General features: G+C 56.3%; 18 protein-coding genes. 15 read left to right on the top strand and 3 right to left on the bottom strand.

Annotation, left to right across the window (positions count from 1 at the left end; all coding sequences use genetic code 11):
• Window positions 1-77 precede the first annotated feature (77 nt).
• The 12 genes from PYR66_19830 to deoD all read left to right on the top strand — a co-directional run bounded on the left by PYR66_19830 (window position 78) and on the right by deoD (window position 11,160).
• Entirely contained in the window at window positions 78-491 is a 414-nt protein-coding gene (locus PYR66_19830; GenBank protein ID WEF27507.1) for a DNA polymerase III subunit psi, read from the top strand.
• Window positions 460-906, top strand: a complete 447-nt coding sequence (gene rimI, locus PYR66_19825; GenBank protein WEF27506.1) for a ribosomal protein S18-alanine N-acetyltransferase — start codon at window positions 460-462, stop codon at window positions 904-906. The genes PYR66_19830 and rimI overlap by 32 nt, the downstream gene beginning before the upstream one ends.
• Window positions 907-920: 14 nt before the next feature.
• Window positions 921-1,598 carry a pyrimidine 5'-nucleotidase gene (yjjG, locus tag PYR66_19820; GenBank protein WEF27505.1) on the top strand — a complete coding sequence of 226 codons (678 nt, stop codon included), beginning with the start codon at window positions 921-923 and terminating at the stop codon, window positions 1,596-1,598.
• A 91-nt stretch (window positions 1,599-1,689) separates the two neighbouring features.
• On the top strand, window positions 1,690-3,279 hold the full coding sequence (prfC, locus tag PYR66_19815; GenBank protein WEF27504.1) for a peptide chain release factor 3: 1,590 nt from the start codon (window positions 1,690-1,692) through the stop codon (window positions 3,277-3,279).
• A gap of 220 nt (window positions 3,280-3,499) precedes the next feature.
• The gene (osmY, locus tag PYR66_19810; protein ID WEF27503.1) at window positions 3,500-4,111 is read left to right on the top strand and encodes a molecular chaperone OsmY; all 612 of its coding nucleotides are present in this window, start codon (window positions 3,500-3,502) and stop codon (window positions 4,109-4,111) included.
• A gap of 122 nt (window positions 4,112-4,233) precedes the next feature.
• A complete protein-coding gene (locus PYR66_19805; GenBank protein WEF27502.1) occupies window positions 4,234-4,395 on the top strand; it encodes a DUF1328 domain-containing protein in 162 nt (53 codons plus the stop codon).
• Window positions 4,396-4,549: 154 nt separating this feature from the next.
• Entirely contained in the window at window positions 4,550-5,623 is a 1,074-nt protein-coding gene (locus PYR66_19800) for a patatin family protein (protein ID WEF27501.1), read from the top strand.
• The gene (locus PYR66_19795; protein ID WEF27500.1) at window positions 5,620-6,405 is read left to right on the top strand and encodes a TatD family hydrolase; all 786 of its coding nucleotides are present in this window, start codon (window positions 5,620-5,622) and stop codon (window positions 6,403-6,405) included. The genes PYR66_19800 and PYR66_19795 overlap by 4 nt, the downstream gene beginning before the upstream one ends.
• A gap of 442 nt (window positions 6,406-6,847) precedes the next feature.
• On the top strand, window positions 6,848-7,627 hold the full coding sequence (deoC, locus tag PYR66_19790) for a deoxyribose-phosphate aldolase (GenBank protein WEF27499.1): 780 nt from the start codon (window positions 6,848-6,850) through the stop codon (window positions 7,625-7,627).
• Between the two features lie 113 nt (window positions 7,628-7,740).
• A complete protein-coding gene (deoA, locus tag PYR66_19785; GenBank protein ID WEF27498.1) occupies window positions 7,741-9,063 on the top strand; it encodes a thymidine phosphorylase in 1,323 nt (440 codons plus the stop codon).
• 52 nt (window positions 9,064-9,115) lie between these two features.
• Window positions 9,116-10,339, top strand: a complete 1,224-nt coding sequence (deoB, locus tag PYR66_19780; GenBank protein ID WEF27497.1) for a phosphopentomutase — start codon at window positions 9,116-9,118, stop codon at window positions 10,337-10,339.
• A gap of 101 nt (window positions 10,340-10,440) precedes the next feature.
• A complete protein-coding gene (gene deoD, locus PYR66_19775; protein ID WEF27496.1) occupies window positions 10,441-11,160 on the top strand; it encodes a purine-nucleoside phosphorylase in 720 nt (239 codons plus the stop codon).
• 85 nt (window positions 11,161-11,245) lie between these two features.
• Here deoD and lplA read toward each other — a convergent pair whose 3' ends face one another.
• Complete coding sequence (lplA, locus tag PYR66_19770) at window positions 11,246-12,262, bottom strand: lipoate--protein ligase LplA (GenBank protein ID WEF27495.1); 1,017 nt, start codon at window positions 12,260-12,262, stop codon at window positions 11,246-11,248.
• A gap of 17 nt (window positions 12,263-12,279) precedes the next feature.
• Window positions 12,280-12,912 (bottom strand): YtjB family periplasmic protein, encoded by a 633-nt coding sequence (locus tag PYR66_19765; protein WEF27494.1) that lies wholly within the window; start codon window positions 12,910-12,912, stop codon window positions 12,280-12,282.
• Between the two features lie 104 nt (window positions 12,913-13,016).
• Between PYR66_19765 and serB the strand changes: the two genes are divergently transcribed.
• The 3 genes from serB to nadR all read left to right on the top strand — a co-directional run bounded on the left by serB (window position 13,017) and on the right by nadR (window position 16,680).
• Entirely contained in the window at window positions 13,017-13,988 is a 972-nt protein-coding gene (serB, locus tag PYR66_19760) for a phosphoserine phosphatase (protein WEF27493.1), read from the top strand.
• Window positions 13,989-13,997: 9 nt separating this feature from the next.
• Entirely contained in the window at window positions 13,998-15,380 is a 1,383-nt protein-coding gene (gene radA / locus PYR66_19755) for a DNA repair protein RadA (GenBank protein ID WEF27492.1), read from the top strand.
• A 67-nt stretch (window positions 15,381-15,447) separates the two neighbouring features.
• The gene (gene nadR, locus PYR66_19750; GenBank protein ID WEF27491.1) at window positions 15,448-16,680 is read left to right on the top strand and encodes a multifunctional transcriptional regulator/nicotinamide-nucleotide adenylyltransferase/ribosylnicotinamide kinase NadR; all 1,233 of its coding nucleotides are present in this window, start codon (window positions 15,448-15,450) and stop codon (window positions 16,678-16,680) included.
• A 96-nt stretch (window positions 16,681-16,776) separates the two neighbouring features.
• On the opposite strand, the gene ettA is transcribed toward nadR, so the two are convergent.
• Window positions 16,777-18,444 (bottom strand): energy-dependent translational throttle protein EttA, encoded by a 1,668-nt coding sequence (ettA, locus tag PYR66_19745; protein ID WEF27490.1) that lies wholly within the window; start codon window positions 18,442-18,444, stop codon window positions 16,777-16,779.
• Window positions 18,445-18,579: the final 135 nt, after the last annotated feature.

The following is an 18,579-nucleotide window of genomic DNA, read 5'->3' as shown; positions in this document are numbered from 1 at the left end:
GCCGATTATAGTAGTTTGTTGGCGCAGATACGACGGATTTGCTATATTGCGCGCTTGTTTAACAGGAGTGTTTCGCTATGACTTCCCGACGAGACTGGCAATTACAGCAACTGGGGATTACCCAGTGGTCGCTGCGTCGCCCGGCGGCGTTGCAGGGTGAAATCGCTATCTCGCTTCCTGAACATATTCGTCTGGTGATGGTGGCGGAAACCCCGCCGTCGCTGACTGAACCGCTCATTAGCGACGTCCTGCGCGCGCTTTCTCTTCGCGCCGAGCAGGTTCTGCAACTGACGCCGGATCGCGTGGCGATGCTGCCGCAGAATAGCCGCTGCAACAGCTGGCGACTGGGCTGCGAGGCGCCGCTGTCGCTGGCGGGCGCCCAGGTCTCGACGCCCGTTTTCGATGAACTCCAGACCAGCGCGCCGGCTCGCATCGCGCTCTGGCAACAAATCTGCGCACATGAACACGATTTCTACCCTCAGCACAGCTGATTTATCCAAAGCCTGGCAAATCGAAACACGCGCCCACGCTTTTCCGTGGAGTGAACAAACTTTTGCCAGTAATCAGGGCGAACGTTATCTGAATTACCAGCTGGCGGTTGATGGGGAAATGGCGGCATTCGCGATTACCCAGATCGTCCTCGATGAAGCGACGCTCTTCAATATCGCCGTCGACCCGGCTTACCAGCGTCGCGGCCTGGGACGGGCACTGCTGGAACATGTCATTGATGAAGTAGAAAAACGCGGCGTTGTCACGCTGTGGCTGGAGGTGCGGGCATCTAATGTCGCCGCCATCGCGCTTTATGAAAGCTTAGGCTTTAACGAGGCGACCATCCGCCGCAATTATTACCCTACGGCCGACGGGCGTGAGGACGCAATTATAATGGCTCTGCCAATCAGTATGTAAGACAAGGTGATACGATGAAATGGGACTGGATTTTCTTTGATGCCGATGAAACGTTATTTACGTTTGATTCCTTTACCGGTTTACAGCGGATGTTTCTCGACTATAGCGTGACGTTTTCCGCCGAAGATTTTCAGGACTATCAAGCCGTTAATAAGCCGCTGTGGGTGGATTATCAAAACGGCGCGATTACCTCGTTGCAGTTGCAGCACCAGCGTTTTGATAACTGGGCGGAGCGCTTGAATGTGTCGCCGGGCGAACTCAACGATGCCTTTATGAATGCGATGGCGGAAATTTGCGCGCCGTTGCCTGGTGCGGTGTCGCTGCTTGATGCTCTGCAGGGCAAGGTCAACATGGGGATTATCACCAATGGGTTTACCTCGTTGCAGCAGACTCGCCTGGAACGTACCGGCTTACGCGATCACTTTGATTTGCTGATTATTTCTGAGGAAGTCGGCGTCGCTAAACCGGATGCGCGGATCTTCGATTATGCGCTGGCGCAGGCAGGTAACCCGTCGCGTTCAAGGGTGCTGATGGTCGGCGATACCGCCGAGTCGGACATTCGCGGCGGCGTCAATGCCGGGCTGGCGACCTGCTGGTTGAATGCTCATCAGCAAGCGTTGCCGGCCGACCTGCAGCCTGACTGGACGGTGGCCTCTTTAAGCGAACTGGAGCAACTCCTGTGTAAACACTAATTGCCTCCCCCCCATTGATGGGTAAAATAGCCGCAATTTTTCGTATTCCACATGCGCGGCCCATTGCCGCGTTTACTTAGAAGATTGAATTATGACGTTGTCTCCTTATCTGCAAGAGGTGGCCAAACGCCGCACTTTTGCCATTATTTCTCACCCGGATGCCGGTAAAACCACCATCACGGAAAAAGTGCTGCTGTTCGGACAGGCGATTCAGACGGCGGGTACCGTGAAAGGTCGCGGCTCCAGCCAGCATGCTAAATCCGACTGGATGGAAATGGAAAAGCAGCGTGGTATCTCGATTACCACTTCTGTGATGCAGTTCCCGTATCACGACAGCCTGGTTAACCTGCTGGACACCCCGGGGCACGAAGACTTCTCCGAAGATACCTATCGTACTCTGACAGCGGTCGACTGCTGCCTGATGGTTATCGATGCGGCGAAAGGCGTCGAAGATCGTACCCGTAAGCTGATGGAAGTGACCCGTCTGCGCGATACGCCGATCCTCACCTTTATGAACAAACTTGACCGTGATATCCGCGATCCAATGGAACTGCTGGATGAAGTCGAAAACGAGCTGAAAATTGGCTGCGCGCCGATTACCTGGCCTATCGGCTGCGGCAAGCTGTTTAAAGGCGTTTATCATCTCTATAAAGATGAAACCTATCTGTATCAGACCGGTAAAGGTCACACGATCCAGGAAGTGCGCATCATTAAGGGATTGAACAACCCGGACCTGGATGCGGCAGTCGGCGACGATCTGGCCCAGCAGCTGCGCGATGAACTGGAGCTGGTGCAGGGCGCCTCGAACGAGTTTGATAAAGAGCTGTTCCTGGCAGGCGAAATCACGCCCGTGTTCTTCGGTACGGCATTAGGTAATTTCGGCGTTGACCATATGCTCGACGGTCTGGTGGAGTGGGCACCTGCACCGATGCCGCGTAAAACGGACAGCCGCGAAGTGACGGCAGCCGAAGAGAAATTCACCGGCTTTGTCTTTAAAATTCAGGCCAACATGGATCCGAAACACCGCGACCGCGTGGCGTTCATGCGTGTGGTTTCCGGAAAGTATGAGAAAGGCATGAAGCTGCGTCAGGTACGTATCGGTAAAGACGTGGTGATTTCCGATGCCCTGACCTTTATGGCCGGTGACCGTTCTCATGTTGAAGAAGCGTATCCTGGCGATATCATCGGCCTGCATAACCACGGCACCATCCAGATTGGCGATACCTTCACCCAGGGTGAAATGATGAAGTTCACCGGTATTCCGAACTTCGCGCCGGAGCTGTTCCGCCGTATCCGCCTGAAAGATCCGCTGAAGCAGAAACAGCTGCTGAAAGGGCTGGTTCAGCTGTCTGAAGAGGGCGCCGTGCAGGTGTTCCGCCCGATCGCCAACAACGATCTGATCGTCGGCGCCGTCGGCGTGCTGCAGTTCGACGTGGTCGTGGCGCGTCTGAAAAGCGAATATAACGTTGAAGCGATTTACGAATCCGTCAACGTGGCTACCGCGCGTTGGGTTGAATCGACTGACGTGAAGAAATTCGAAGAATTCAAACGTAAGAACGAAATTCAGTTGGCGCTTGATGGCGGCGATAACCTGACCTATATCGCTCCAACGATGGTTAACCTGAACCTGACGCAAGAACGTTATCCTGACGTGGTGTTCCGCAAAACGCGCGAGCACTAATATCTCTCTGGAGCGCGGCCACGCTGCGCTCCAGTCTGTTTTTCCCGTCTTAATCCTCACGATAGAAAGTTCTGAAAGCAGTGCGATCTGTATGTTTTTTGTTCATATCGCCCGCGATGCCGCTCACCATCTACTATATTTATTAAGCACTTTCCAGAAACCAGGCCTGATAAACGACTTGTTTTTGCCGTACTGAAGTAGAGATTGCGAGGGCATAACAATGACCAGACAACAGAACGCCAGGCTGCTGCTGGCCCTGTTCTTGAGTTCAGCCATGATCGGCGCCTCAGCATATGCGGAAACTACTGCAACCGATAGCGCTAAAGCCGCGGCCGTCAGCGCCGGACAGAGCGTCGATAAATCAATCAATAAAATCGGCGACTTTATGGATGACAGTACGATCACCGCGCGCGTCAAAGCGGCGCTGATCGACGATAAAAGCATCCATAGTACCGATATCTCGGTGAAAACGGAGAACAAAGCGGTGACCTTAAGCGGCACCGTTGAGAGCGATGCGCAAAAAGCGCAGGCGATCGGCGTGGCGAAAGGAATTGAAGGCGTAGCTTCGGTGAGCGATCGACTAACCGTTGCCGCCGAAAAATCGGCGACCCTGAAGGGTTATGCCGGCGACACCGCGATTACCAGCGAAGTGAAAGCCAAACTGCTGGCGGACGATCTCGTTCCGTCACGCAAGGTGACAGTAGAAACCAGTAATGGGGTGGTACATCTCTCCGGAACCCTGGAATCCAGCAAACAGGTGGATCGCGCGGCAGATATCGCTAAAGCGATCGCCGGCGTCAAAAGCGTGAAAAACGATCTCAAGGTGCAATAAATCCGTTCATTACCAGACAGTCGCCTGCGGCGGTATCGCCGGCGAATGGTACGCAGTGTTGATGTATGCGCGGCCTGAGCGCGCAGAAAAACGACCGTTAATCATATGGTAAGGAGAACAGTATGTTTAGATGGGGCATTATTTTTCTGATCATCGCGTTAATTGCCGCCGCATTGGGGTTTGGCGGCCTGGCGGGTACCGCGGCATGGGCGGCTAAGCTTGTCTTTATCGTCGGTATTATTCTGTTCCTGGTTAGCCTGTTCACCGGGCGAAAACGGCCCTAGACGCGTTGGCTAACCCATTGTGCGAATCGATAAAAACGCGTTAAAGACATAACGTCTTACATAAAGCCAGTCCATGTGACTGGCTTTTGCAGTTTCAGGGGGTAACAATTTGCGTTACTTTATTGTTAGAAAATAAGCAGCACAGGAAAGCAGGGTGGGGCATCGAATTCCCGTTACGCTGGGCAATATTGCCCCGTTGGCGGTAAAACCCTTTCGTCCAGGCAAACTTGCTCTGGTGTGCGAAGGCGGTGGTCAAAGAGGTATTTTTACAGCCGGGGTTCTGGACGAATTCATGCGCGCCGGATTCAACCCTTTTGACTTGATGCTCGGCACCTCCGCCGGGGCACAAAACCTCTCCGCTTATATGTGTAACCAGCAGGGCTACGCCCGCAAAGTGATTACACGTTACACCACTTCACGGCAGTTTTTCGATCCCATGCGCTTCGTGCGCGGCGGCAACCTGATCGACCTCGACTGGCTGGTAGACTCTACCTCCCGGCAGATGCCGCTGGCGATGAACTACGCCGAAGAGCAGTTTGCGCTGGGCAGAGAACTGTGGATGTGCGCCTGTCGCGGCGATGATTACTCGGCCAACTACTTTTCTCCCACCCGTCATACCTGGCTTGATCTGATCCGCGCCTCCAGCGCCATTCCCGGATTTTATCGCAGCGGCGTGATGCTGGACGGTGTGAGTTATCTGGATGGCGGCGTAAGCGATGCTATCCCGGTGCAGGAAGCGGCGCGGCGCGGCGCACAGACGATTGTGGTGATCCGTACCGTCCCTTCGCAGATGTTCTACACCCCGCAGTGGTTTAAGCGGATGGAGCGTTGGCTTGGGGAAAGTAGTTTGCAGCCGTTTGTGAACCTGGTGCAGCACCATGAAATGACCTATCGCGAGACACAACAGTTTATCGAGAAACCGCCGGGCAAGCTGCGGATCCTGGAAATTTACCCGCAGCGGCCGCTCAGAAGTATGGCGCTCGGCAGCCGCCTGCCAGCGCTGCTGGAAGACTATAAAACCGGACGCCAGTGCGGCCGCTACTTCCTGGCGACGGTCGGTAAGCTACTGACCGACCAGCCGCCGCTGTTGCGTCATGCGCCGCGCGTGGCAAGAGCGGCGCCGGTGGTGGTGCCGCCGTTGCCGGTCGCGAATGAAACACCGCAGCCGGCGATGACGACCGCGCCGCAGGCTAATGACTCCAGCTTTGATAATGAGGATCTGGCGTGACGTTACGCTTTATCGATACCCACTGTCATTTCGACTTTCCCCCGTTTACGGATAATGAAATCGCCAGTATCGCAAGAGCGGCGCAGGCTGGCGTCGGGCGCATCATCGTGCCGTCGATTTCCGCCGCGCGCTTTGCCCGCGTGCTGGAACTGGCGGAGCAACATGAGGCGCTATATGCCGCGTTGGGGATGCACCCGATAGTTATCGAGCAGCATGATGACCGGGGTTTGGCGCAGCTGGAAAGCTATCTTGCGCAGCGTCATCCGAAGCTGGCGGCGGTAGGGGAAATTGGTCTCGATCTTTATCGCGACGATCCGCAGTTTGACCGCCAGCAGGCGCTGCTGGAAGCGCAGCTGCGGTTGGCGAAGCGTTACGATCTGCCGGTGATCCTGCATTCACGACGTACTCACGACAAACTGGCGATGCTGCTGAAAAAACACAATCTGCCGCGCGCTGGCGTAGTGCATGGTTTCGCCGGTAGCCTGCAACAGGCCGAACGCTTTGTGCAACTGGGCTATAAGATTGGCGTCGGCGGTACGATTACCTATCCTCGCGCCAGCAAAACTCGCGAGGTGATGGCTCGCCTGCCGCTCACGGCGCTGTTGCTGGAGACCGATGCGCCGGACATGCCGCTGAACGGTTTCCAGGGGCAGCCGAACCGCCCGGAGCAGGCGGCGCGCGTATTTGAAACTCTTTGTGAACTGCGCGCGGAACCGGCGCAGGCGATCGAAGCGGCGTTGCTGGCGAATACGACAAACCTGTTTTCCGCGCTGGCGCGCTAACTAATCATCTACAGCGCCCGATCGGTATACCATGCTGGATACCGCAGACGGTGCGGCGTGCCTTACGTCGCTATTGTGATAATCCCATCATTTTTTCCTGAAACTAAAATTAATTACATTTCAATGCGTAGGTATATTTTCTGCCTGCATAACGCACAAATCGTGCGCCATGATGTCGAGAATTCTTAGCTGGTTATGTTAGAATAATAACATTGTCGCGGAATAGACTTTGCTGATTATGCTTAGAATGAGTCTGGCGATAAGAGCAGCAATACATCATGATTAAATGTGATAAATATCACGTTACAGCAATGCAAATTAGTAATTAGTTTTCATTAACTGTGATGAATGTCGAAGTGTGGCGGCGAGTGGATGTTACAATAGTAACAGGCTCGCAAAGTGAACAAACTATTGAACCGGCAATACGCCGTCGGAGTATGAAATGACTGATTTAACTGCAAGCAGCCTGCGCGCGTTGAAACTGATGGACCTGACTACCCTGAATGATGACGACACCAATGAGAAGGTGATCGCGCTGTGTCATCAGGCGAAAACCCCGGTCGGCAATACCGCCGCGGTCTGCATCTACCCACGCTTTATCCCGATTGCCCGTAAAACGCTGAACGCGCAGGGAACGCCGGATATCCGTATCGCGACGGTCACTAACTTCCCGCACGGTAACGACGATATTGATATTGCGCTGGCGGAAACCCGCGCGGCAATCGCCTATGGCGCGGATGAAGTTGATGTGGTCTTCCCGTACCGCGCGCTGATCGCCGGCAACGAACAGGTTGGTTTCGACCTGGTGAAAGCCTGTAAAGATGCCTGTGCGGCGGCCAATGTACTGCTGAAAGTGATCATCGAAACTGGCGAACTGAAAGAAGAAGCGCTGATTCGTAAAGCGTCTGAAATCGCTATCAAGGCGGGCGCCGATTTCATCAAAACTTCGACCGGTAAAGTGCCGGTGAATGCGACGCCGGAAAGCGCACGCATCATGATGGAAGTTATCCGCGATATGGGCGTTGAGAAAACCGTCGGCTTTAAGCCAGCGGGCGGCGTACGCAGCGCGGAAGATGCTCAGCAGTTCCTGGCGATTGCCGATGAACTTTTCGGCGCTGATTGGGCCGATTCCCGTCACTACCGTTTCGGCGCATCCAGCCTGCTGGCTAGCCTGCTGAAAGCGCTGGGCCACGGCGACGGCAAGAGCGCCAGCAGCTACTAATCCCTTGATTTGCCGGATGGCGCTGCGCTTATCCGGCCTGCGAATTGATGCCTGTAGGCCGGATAAGGCGCTCGCGCCGCCATCCGGCAATTTATTCCCTTTGGGAGGTTACCGTGTTTCTCGCACAAGAAATTATTCGTAAAAAACGTGATGGTCATGCCTTGAGCGATGAAGAAATTCGCTTTTTCATCAATGGCATCCGCGATAATACTATCTCTGAAGGACAGATCGCCGCACTGGCGATGACGATTTTCTTCCACGATATGTCTATGCCGGAACGCGTCTCGCTGACCATGGCGATGCGGGATTCAGGAACCGTTCTGGATTGGAAGAGCCTTAATCTGAACGGCCCGATCGTGGATAAACATTCGACCGGCGGTGTCGGCGATGTCACGTCGCTGATGCTGGGCCCGATGGTTGCCGCCTGCGGCGGTTACGTACCGATGATCTCCGGGCGCGGCCTTGGCCATACCGGCGGTACGCTCGATAAACTGGAAGCGATCCCGGGCTTCGATATCTTCCCGGACGATGCGCGCTTCCGCGAAATTATTAAAGACGTCGGCGTGGCGATCATCGGGCAAACCAGCTCGCTGGCGCCGGCAGACAAACGTTTCTACGCCACCCGTGATATTACCGCGACGGTGGACTCCATCCCGCTGATTACCGCGTCGATTCTGGCCAAAAAACTGGCGGAAGGTCTGGATGCGCTGGTGATGGACGTGAAGGTCGGCAGCGGCGCCTTTATGCCGACCTATGAACTTTCTGAAGCACTTGCCGAGGCGATCGTTGGCGTCTCTAATGGCGCTGGCGTGCGCACCACTGCGCTGCTGACTGACATGAACCAGGTACTGGCGTCCAGTGCCGGTAACGCCGTTGAAGTTCGCGAAGCGGTGCAGTTCCTGACCGGTGAATACCGCAACCCGCGCCTACTCGACGTCACGATGGCGCTGTGCGTGGAAATGCTAATTTCCGGCAAACTGGCCGCGGATGATGCCGATGCTCGCGCCAAACTGCAGGCGGTACTGGATAACGGTAAAGCAGCGGAAGTCTTTGGCCGGATGGTCGCGGCGCAGAAAGGGCCGAGCGATTTCGTGGAAAACTACGCGAAATATCTGCCGACGGCGATGCTGAGCAAAGCGGTCTATGCTGAAGGCGCCGGTTTTGTCTCCGAAATGGATACCCGCGCGCTGGGGATGGCGGTGGTGTCGATGGGCGGCGGTCGTCGCCAGGCTTCCGACACCATCGACTACAGCGTTGGCTTTACCGATATGGCGCGCCTTGGCGATAACGTCGATGGCGAACGTCCGCTGGCGGTGATTCATGCAAAAGATGAATCCAGCTGGCAGGAAGCGGCCAAAGCCGTGAAAGCGGCAATTAAACTGGACGCTAAAGCCCCAGAAATTACACCGACGGTCTATCGCCGAATCACTAAGTAGCGATATACTGATCTGATCGCTTTTTTGCAGCGCATGATGTATGGAGAACAAGATGAAACGTGCATTTATTATGGTGCTGGACTCCTTTGGGATTGGTGCAACGGAAGACGCTGACCGCTTTGGCGATGTCGGCGCCGATACGATGGGCCACATTGCAGAAGCCTGCGCCAAAGGCGAGGCTGACAATGGCCGTAAGGGCCCGTTGAATTTACCTAACCTGACCCGTCTGGGTCTGGTGAAAGCGCATGAAGGCTCTACGGGGAAAATTGCCGCCGGTATGGACGGTAATGCGGATGTGGTTGGCGCATACGGCTGGGCGCACGAGCTCTCTTCCGGTAAAGATACGCCGTCTGGCCACTGGGAAATCGCCGGCGTGCCGGTACTGTTTGATTGGGGCTACTTCAGCGACCATGACAACAGCTTCCCGCAGGAGCTGCTGGATAAACTGGTTAAGCGCGCCAACCTGCCGGGTTACCTCGGCAACTGCCACTCTTCCGGTACCGTGATCCTCGATCAACTGGGTGAAGAGCATATGAAAACCGGGAAGCCGATTTTCTATACCTCTGCCGACTCCGTGTTCCAGATCGCCTGTCACGAAGAGACCTTTGGCCTCGACAAGCTGTATGAACTGTGCGAAATCGCCCGTGAAGAGCTGACCGAAGGCGGCTATAACATCGGCCGCGTAATCGCGCGTCCGTTCGTTGGCGATAAAGCCGGTAACTTCCAGCGTACCGGTAACCGTCACGACCTGGCCGTCGAGCCGCCTGCGCCGACCGTGCTGCAGAAGCTGGTTGACGAGAAAAACGGCCACGTGGTTTCCGTGGGGAAAATTGCTGACATCTACGCGAACTGCGGCATCACTAAGAAAGTGAAAGCTACCGGGCTGGATGCGCTGTTCGACGCGACCATCAAAGAGATGAAGGAAGCGGGCGACGAGACTATCGTCTTCACTAACTTCGTCGATTTCGACTCCTCCTGGGGTCACCGTCGCGACGTCGCGGGCTATGCGGCTGGTCTGGAGCTGTTCGACCGTCGTCTGCCGGAGCTGATGGCGCTGGTTGGGGAAGATGACATTCTGATCCTCACCGCCGACCACGGCTGCGACCCGACCTGGACCGGTACTGACCACACCCGTGAGCATATCCCGGTGCTGGTTTACGGCCCGAAAGTCAAACCGGGTTCGTTAGGCCACCGCGAAACCTTCGCGGATATCGGTCAGACGCTGGCGACCTGGTTTGGTACATCGCCAATGGAATACGGTAAAAACATGCTGTGATGCAATTGCCCGGTGGCGCAAGCTTACCGGGCCTACGATTTTGTAGGCTTGATAAGGCGTAGCCGCCATCAGGCATGAACAATTCATATAAGGATAAAACGATGGCAACTCCACATATTAACGCCGAGATGGGTGATTTCGCTGACGTCGTGCTGATGCCGGGCGACCCGCTGCGCGCAAAGCACATTGCAGAAACCTTCCTCGAAGACGTGCGTGAAGTCAACAACGTGCGCGGCATGCTTGGCTTCACCGGCACCTATAAAGGCCGCAAAATCTCCGTGATGGGCCACGGTATGGGTATCCCATCCTGCTCTATCTACACCAAAGAGCTGATTACCGATTTCGGCGTCAAGAAAATCATCCGCGTGGGTTCCTGCGGCGCGGTACGTGAAGATGTCAAACTGCGTGACGTGGTTATCGGCATGGGCGCGTGCACCGACTCGAAAGTGAACCGTCTGCGTTTCAAAGACCACGACTTTGCGGCGATTGCCGATTTCGGCATGGTACGCAACGCGGTAGACGCCGCGAAAGCACTGGGCGTTGACGCGCGCGTCGGCAACATCTTCTCCGCTGACCTGTTCTATACGCCGGACCCGTCAATGTTCGACGTGATGGAAAAATACGGCATCCTGGGCGTGGAAATGGAAGCGGCTGGTATCTACGGCGTGGCGGCTGAGTTTGGCGCGAAAGCGCTGACCATCTGCACCGTTTCCGACCATATCCGTACCCACGAGCAGACTACTGCCGCTGAGCGTCAGACGACCTTCAACGATATGATCAAAATCGCGCTGGAATCCGTACTGCTGGGCGATAAAGAGTAAGACCTGTTATGCCGGGTGGCGGCTTCGCCTGACCCGGCCTACGGTTTGGTAGGCCCGCTAAGCGCAGCGCCAGCGGGCTTTTTTATTAGCGCACGGCAAGTGCAATCCACGCCGACAGCTCCCGCAGCTCTTTTTCCTGTTCCGGGAAATCCCCAATCAACGCGTCGCATTTCTGCTGCAGCATATCCGCCCGGTACAAACAGCCCTGCAAACGTGCTGCCAGCGCCTCCAGCGGCGCCGGATTCAGGCTATCGGTAAAGGCCTGCGCGCGGGTGATATGGCCCTTCTCGACGTCAAAATGCAGCTCGACGCCGCCCCAGCGAAAGCGTTCGCTCAGCAGGTGAGAGAAGGCTGGCGCCTGGCCGAAATTCCATTCCCAACTGCTCTGGCGGGCGAAGGTCTCGGCAAAGTTCGGTAGATTCGGCGTGTTGTCCGGTGAAATCACTTCGGCTTCTACCCGCTCGCCGTAATGGCTGAAGAACGCCTCCTGAATGGCTTCGCTAATCTGCTGGTGGGTAATACCCGGCAGCAGTTCAACGAGGTTGGCGACGCGTCCGCGCACTGAAGTAATGCCTTTGGCCTGCAGCTTTTTCTTGTCCGGGTTGAGGTAGTTGGCAAGACGGCTTAAATCGGCGTTCAGCAACAGGGTGCCGTGGTGAAAGCCGCGATCCAGGGTTTCGCGATAGGCAGAACCTGAGACCTTGCGATCGCCGTTGTCGGTTTTCACCACCAGATCGTTGCGCCCGGAGGCCTCGGCGGTGACGCCGAGCGAATTCAGCGCCGCCAGTACGATATGGGTGGAAACGGTTTTGTCGTACTCTGGTTTGCCCGCCATAAAGGTAAAACAGGTGTTGCCGAGGTCGTGGAAGACCGTGCCGCCGCCGCTGCTGCGGCGAGCCAGACGCACGTTGTCTTCTTCCATACGCCGGGTATTACACTCTTTCCACGGGTTCTGCGCGCGGCCGATGACCACGGTATCGGCGTTACGCCACAGAAATAAGACTCGCTGGGTCGCGGGCATCTGGCGGAAAATACACTCCTCGACCGCCAGGTTAAACCAGGGGTCGTAAGAATCGGAGAGCAACAGGCGTAGCGTCGGCATGGGATATCCTTGTCTGGTTAATCTTTATCTTCGTCCTGGACGGGCTTATTGGCGGTAAGCAGGAAGGGCGATTGTTGCCAGCGGGTACGTTTACCCTGCAGCAGCGTGCGGGTCAGCACCACGCCGATAGCCAACGACAACAGCAGCATCAGGCGTAAGATGTTGGTGGTATTATCCACCTGTTTCGCCTCGGTAGCCAATGTATGGGTATCCAGCGTCAGGCGCAGATAGCCAACCGGGCCGTTTTTCCCGAGGATCGGCTCGACAATTTGCTGGTTAAAGTAACCGCCGGCTTTTTTGCCATCCAGCGCCAGTCTGTCGCGCACGTCGACACGTTCGCCAGAGCGGGCCACCAGATAGCCCTGTTCATCATAGACCCCGGCATCAAGCACCCGGCTTTTATTCGTCAACTGTTCCAGCAGGTGAGTCATGCGTTTTTCGTCGGGCGTTTCGCTGCGCATCATCGGCGCCAGGTTCAGCGTAACCTGCTGCGCCAGCGTCCGCGCCAGCTCTTCTAACTGCGGATTACGCTGCTTTTGGCTATTCTGACTAAACCACGAGGCGCCCTGCATCAGAGCGACGAGAAGCGCGAGACAGATCAGAACAATGACGGCGCGATGCAGCCGGAATTTCAGTTTTGCTCGTACCATATTCCACCTTTGAAAATTTGCAGCTTAATGTTGCCAGAAGCGCTGGTTACAAGGTAGCCTCATGCGTTATTTTCCTCGCCTGAATGAAGAGATGTGGAGCCGTAATGCCTAACAGTTTGACCTGGTGCGACCTGCCCGAAGATGTTTCCTTGTGGCCTGGGTTGCCGCTTTCCCTGAGCGGCGACGAGGTCATGCCGCTGGATTATCACGCCGGGCGCAGCGGCTGGCTGCTCTATGGTCGCGGTCTGGATAAGCATCGGCTGACGGCCTGGCAGCGCGAATTAGGCGCGGCGTTGGTTATCGTCTCCTCCTGGGTGGTGGAAGACTATCAGGTGATTCGCCTGGCGGGCTCGCTGACGCTGCGCGCCACTCGCCTGGCCCATGACGCCGGGCTGGACGTCGCGCCGTTGGGGAAAATCCCACACCTGCGCACGCCGGGCCTGCTGGTGATGGACATGGATTCCACGGCGATCCAGATCGAATGTATCGACGAAATCGCCAAGCTGGCGGGTACCGGCGAGCTGGTCTCGGAAGTGACCGAACGCGCGATGCGCGGCGAGCTCGACTTCACCGCCAGCCTGCGTCAGCGCGTCGCCACCTTGAAAGACGCCGATGCCAATATCCTGTTGCAGGTGCGTGAAGCGCTGCCGCTGATGCCGGGGCTGACCCAACTGGTGCTGAAGCTGGAAACGCTGGGCTGGAAAGTGGCGATCGCCTCAGGTGGCTTCACCTTCTTTGCTGAGTACTTGCGCGACAAGCTGCATCTGGACGCGGTATTCGCCAATGAGCTGGAAATCATGGACGGTAAGCTCACTGGTAACGTCATCGGCGATATCGTCGATGCCAAATATAAAGCCAACACCCTGCGCAAACTGGCGGAGAAATATGAAATTCCGCCAGCGCAAACCGTGGCGATTGGTGATGGCGCCAACGACCTGCCGATGATCAAAGCGGCGGGCCTCGGCATTGCCTATCATGCTAAACCGAAAGTGAATGAACAGGCGGAAGTCACCATCCGCCACGCTGACCTGATGGGGGTATTCTGTATTCTCTCCGGTAGCATGAATCAAAAGTAAGAGGTTAACGTGGCGAAAGCTCCAAAACGCGCATTTGTCTGTAATGAATGTGGTGCAGATTATCCGCGCTGGCAGGGGCAGTGTAGCGCCTGTCATGCCTGGAACACCATCACCGAGATGCGCATCGCCGCGTCGCCGCAGGTGGCGAGAAACGAGCGTCTATCAGGCTACGCCGGTAACGCCGGCGTCTCAAAGGTGCAGAAGCTATCGGATATCAGCCTTGAGGCGCTGCCGCGTTTCTCCACCGGGTTTAAAGAATTCGATCGCGTGCTCGGCGGCGGCGTGGTGCCGGGAAGCGCCATCCTGATTGGTGGTAACCCCGGTGCGGGGAAATCTACGCTACTGCTGCAAACCCTCTGCAAGCTGGCCGAGGGGATGAAAACACTGTATGTCACCGGGGAAGAGTCCCTGCAGCAGGTGGCGATGCGCGCGCATCGTCTCGGGCTGCCGACGGCGAACCTGAATATGCTGTCGGAAACCAGCATCGAACAAATCTGCCTGATTGCCGATGAAGAAAAGCCGCAACTGATGGTGATCGACTCCATCCAGGTCATGCACATGGCCGACGTCCAGTCATCACCGGGCAGCGTCGCCCAGGTGCGTGAAACCGCGGCTTATCTGACGCGCTTTGCGAAAACCCGCGGCGTGGCGATTGTGATGGTCGGCCACGTCACCAAAGATGGCTCGCTGGCGGGTCCGAAGGTGCTTGAACACTGTATCGACTGTTCAGTGCTGCTGGATGGCGATGCCGATTCCCGCTTCCGCACCCTGCGTAGCCACAAAAACCGCTTTGGCGCGGTCAATGAACTCGGTGTTTTCGCCATGACCGAACAAGGTCTGCGCGAGGTCAGCAACCCATCCGCTATCTTTCTGAGCCGCGGTGACGAAGTCACCTCCGGAAGTTCGGTCATGGTGGTGTGGGAAGGCACGCGCCCGCTGCTGGTTGAGATTCAGGCGCTGGTCGATCACTCAATGATGTCTAACCCGCGCCGCGTGGCGGTGGGATTGGAGCAGAACCGCCTGGCGATCCTGCTGGCCGTGTTGCACCGCCATGGCGGCCTGCAGATGGCCGACCAGGATGTCTTCGTTAACGTGGTTGGCGGGGTGAAGGTCACTGAAACCAGCGCTGACCTGGCGCTGCTGCTGGCGATGGTCTCCAGCCTGCGCGATCGTCCTCTGCCGCAGGATCTGGTGGTCTTTGGCGAAGTTGGGCTGGCTGGCGAGATCCGTCCGGTGCCGAGCGGCCAGGAGCGCATTTCCGAAGCGGCGAAGCACGGCTTCCGTCGCGCCATCGTCCCGGCGGCCAATGTGCCGAAAAAAGCGCCGGAAGGGATGCAGCTCTTTGGCGTAAAAAAACTGGCCGATGCGCTGAGCGTTTTTGACGACTTATAATGATACCCGTCATACTTCAGGGTATGACGGGTATCAAACCCAAGTTTGCAGGAGGCACGCATAAATTATGTCGTCATTCGACTATCTGAAAAACGCCATTAAGCAAAAGGGTTGTACGCTGCAGCAGGTGGCGGACGCCAGTGGGATGACCAAGGGTTATCTCAGCCAGCTGTTGAACGCGAAAATCAAAAGCCCGAGCGCCCAGAAGCTGGAAGCATTGCATCGCTTTCTCGGCCTTGAATTCCCGCGCAAGCAGAAAAGCGTCGGGGTGGTTTTTGGCAAGTTCTACCCGCTGCATACCGGCCACATTTATCTGATTCAGCGCGCCTGCAGCCAGGTTGATGAGCTGCATATCATCATGGGCTACGACGATCCGCGCGATCGCGAGCTATTTGAAGAGAGCGCCATGTCGCAGCAGCCGACGGTGCCCGATCGTCTACGCTGGCTGTTGCAGACCTTTAAGTATCAGAAAAACATTCGTATTCATGCCTTCAACGAAGAGGGGATGGAGCCGTACCCGCACGGCTGGGACGTCTGGAGCCATGGGATCCGTACGTTCATGAGCGAAAAAGGGATCGAGCCGAACTGGATCTATACCTCGGAAGAGGCGGATGCGCCGCAGTATCTGGAGCATCTGGGGATCGAAACCGTGTTGATCGATCCGAAACGTACCTTCATGAGCATCAGCGGCGGCCAGATCCGCGAAAACCCGTTCCGTTACTGGGAATATATTCCAACCGAAGTGAAACCGTTCTTTGTCCGTACGGTGGCGGTCCTCGGCGGCGAATCGAGTGGTAAATCGACGCTGGTGAATAAGCTCGCTAACATCTTCAATACCACCAGCGCCTGGGAATATGGCCGCGATTACGTTTTCTCGCACCTCGGTGGAGACGAGATGGCGCTGCAATATTCCGATTACGATAAAATCGCGCTGGGTCATGCACAGTACATTGATTTTGCAGTGAAATATGCCAATAAGGTGGCGTTTATCGATACCGACTTCGTCAGTACCCAGGCCTTCTGTCTGAAGTACGAAGGTCGCGAGCATCCGTTCGTGCAGGCGCTGATCGATGAGTATCGCTTTGACCTGGTGATTCTGCTGGAAAACAACACGCCGTGGGTGGCCGACGGGTTGCGCAGTCTCGGGAGCTCCGTGGACCGCAAAGAGTTCCAGACGCTACTGGTATCGCTGCTAAAAGAGAACGAGATCGAGTTTGTGCATGTGGAAGAATCGGACTACGACGCCCGGTTCCTGCGCTGCGTCGAGCTGGTGAAGCAGCTGATGGGCGAGCAGGGATAAACTTTTTGCCGGATGGCGGCGTAAACGCCTTATCCGGCCTACAAGCGACACATGCCTTGCAGGCCGGATGGCGCAGCGCCATCCGGCATTGACAGATTACTTCGCGATACGCTTGTACTTGATACGCTTCGGCTCCAGAGCATCGGCGCCAAGGGTGCGTTTCTTGTACTCTTCGTACTCGGTAAAGTTACCTTCGAAGAACTCGACCTTGCCTTCATCCTGGTAATCCAGAATGTGAGTGGCGATACGGTCAAGGAACCAACGGTCGTGCGAGATAACCATGGCACAGCCCGGGAACTCCAGCAGGGCGTTTTCCAGCGCGCGCAGGGTTTCGATATCCAGGTCGTTGGTCGGTTCATCGAGCAGCAGTACGTTGCCGCCGACCTGCAGCAGCTTCGCCAGATGCAGACGACCGCGTTCACCGCCGGACAGCTCGCCAACGCGTTTACCCTGATCAACACCTTTGAAGTTAAAGCGGCCTACGTAGGCGCGGCTCGGCATTTCGGTGTTGCCGATCTTCATGATATCCAGCCCGCCGGACACTTCTTCCCACACGGTCTTGCTGTTGTCCATCGCATCGCGGAACTGATCGACGGAAGCCAGCTTCACGGTGTCACCCAGCGTGATGGTGCCGGAATCAGGCTGTTCCTGACCGGACATCATGCGGAACAGGGTGGATTTACCCGCGCCGTTCGGACCGATGATGCCGACAATGGCGCCTTTCGGCACGGAGAAGCTCAGATCGTCGATCAGCAGACGGTCGCCGTAGGATTTACGCAGATTGCTGACTTCCAGAACTTTATCGCCCAGACGCGCTCCTGGCGGAATGAACAGCTCGTTGGTCTCGTTACGTTTCTGGTATTCCACGTTGTTAAGCTCTTCAAAGCGCGCCAGACGGGCTTTGCCCTTGGACTGACGGCCTTTCGCGCCCTGGCGAACCCACTCGAGTTCTTTCTCGATAGATTTGCGACGCGCGGCTTCCTGAGAGGCTTCCTGCGCCAGACGCTGATCTTTTTGCTCCAGCCAGGAGGAGTAGTTGCCTTCCCACGGAATACCTTCGCCGCGGTCAAGTTCGAGGATCCAACCGGCGACGTTATCGAGGAAGTAACGGTCGTGGGTAATCGCCACAACGGTACCTTCGAAGTCGTGCAGGAAGCGTTCCAGCCAGGCGACGGATTCGGCGTCAAGGTGGTTCGTCGGTTCGTCGAGCAGCAGCATGTCTGGTTTTTCCAGCAGCAGACGGCACAGCGCGACGCGGCGGCGTTCACCACCGGAAAGGTTGGCGATTTTCGCCTCCCAGTCCGGCAGGCGCAGGGCATCGGCCGCGCGCTCCAGCTGCACGTTCAGGTTGTGGCCGTCGTGCGCCTGGATAATCTCTTCAAACTTGCCTTGTTGCGCGGCAAGCTTATCGAAGTCGGCATCCGGCTCGGCATATTTAGCATAGACTTCGTCCAGGCCTTTCAGCGCGTTAACCACTTCGGCGACCGCTTCTTCCACGGATTCGCGAACGGTGTGTTCCGGGTTCAGCTGCGGCTCCTGCGGCAGATAGCCGATTTTGAGACCAGGCTGCGGACGCGCTTCGCCTTCGATCTCGGTATCGATACCGGCCATGATGCGCAGCAGGGTGGACTTACCGGCGCCGTTCAGACCGAGAACACCGATTTTTGCGCCAGGGAAGAAGCTGAGGGAGATATTTTTCAAAATATGACGTTTCGGCGGAACCACTTTGCCGACACGATGCATGGTATAAACGAATTGAGCCACGTTGGACTTCGCCTCTTTCTATTCTGATAGATAGTTCAAAGGCGAAGTGTAGCCTTTTTCGCGCTTTAATCCCAGCGAGGCGACAGGATTCACAGAAGCGTAAAAAAATGTTCAGGACGTGGCATGTTTGCCGTT

This window comes from Klebsiella aerogenes, from assembly GCA_029027985.1.
GTDB lineage: Bacteria > Pseudomonadota > Gammaproteobacteria > Enterobacterales > Enterobacteriaceae > Klebsiella > Klebsiella aerogenes_A.
This window is presented reverse-complemented; position numbering and strand designations above follow the sequence as displayed.

What these genes read in the sequence shown, in the direction of transcription:
- PYR66_19830 (WEF27507.1), top strand. Translation starts at nt 78, where the DNA reads ATGACTTCCCGACGAGACTGGCAATTACAGCAACTGGGGATTACCCAG.
- rimI (WEF27506.1), top strand. Translation starts at nt 460, where the DNA reads ATGAACACGATTTCTACCCTCAGCACAGCTGATTTATCCAAAGCCTGG.
- yjjG (WEF27505.1), top strand. Translation starts at nt 921, where the DNA reads ATGAAATGGGACTGGATTTTCTTTGATGCCGATGAAACGTTATTTACG.
- prfC (WEF27504.1), top strand. Translation starts at nt 1,690, where the DNA reads ATGACGTTGTCTCCTTATCTGCAAGAGGTGGCCAAACGCCGCACTTTT.
- osmY (WEF27503.1), top strand. Translation starts at nt 3,500, where the DNA reads ATGACCAGACAACAGAACGCCAGGCTGCTGCTGGCCCTGTTCTTGAGT.
- PYR66_19805 (WEF27502.1), top strand. Translation starts at nt 4,234, where the DNA reads ATGTTTAGATGGGGCATTATTTTTCTGATCATCGCGTTAATTGCCGCC.
- deoC (WEF27499.1), top strand. Translation starts at nt 6,848, where the DNA reads ATGACTGATTTAACTGCAAGCAGCCTGCGCGCGTTGAAACTGATGGAC.
- deoB (WEF27497.1), top strand. Translation starts at nt 9,116, where the DNA reads ATGAAACGTGCATTTATTATGGTGCTGGACTCCTTTGGGATTGGTGCA.
- deoD (WEF27496.1), top strand. Translation starts at nt 10,441, where the DNA reads ATGGCAACTCCACATATTAACGCCGAGATGGGTGATTTCGCTGACGTC.
- lplA (WEF27495.1), bottom strand. Translation starts at nt 12,262, where the DNA reads ATGCCGACGCTACGCCTGTTGCTCTCCGATTCTTACGACCCCTGGTTT.
- PYR66_19765 (WEF27494.1), bottom strand. Translation starts at nt 12,912, where the DNA reads ATGGTACGAGCAAAACTGAAATTCCGGCTGCATCGCGCCGTCATTGTT.
- serB (WEF27493.1), top strand. Translation starts at nt 13,017, where the DNA reads ATGCCTAACAGTTTGACCTGGTGCGACCTGCCCGAAGATGTTTCCTTG.
- nadR (WEF27491.1), top strand. Translation starts at nt 15,448, where the DNA reads ATGTCGTCATTCGACTATCTGAAAAACGCCATTAAGCAAAAGGGTTGT.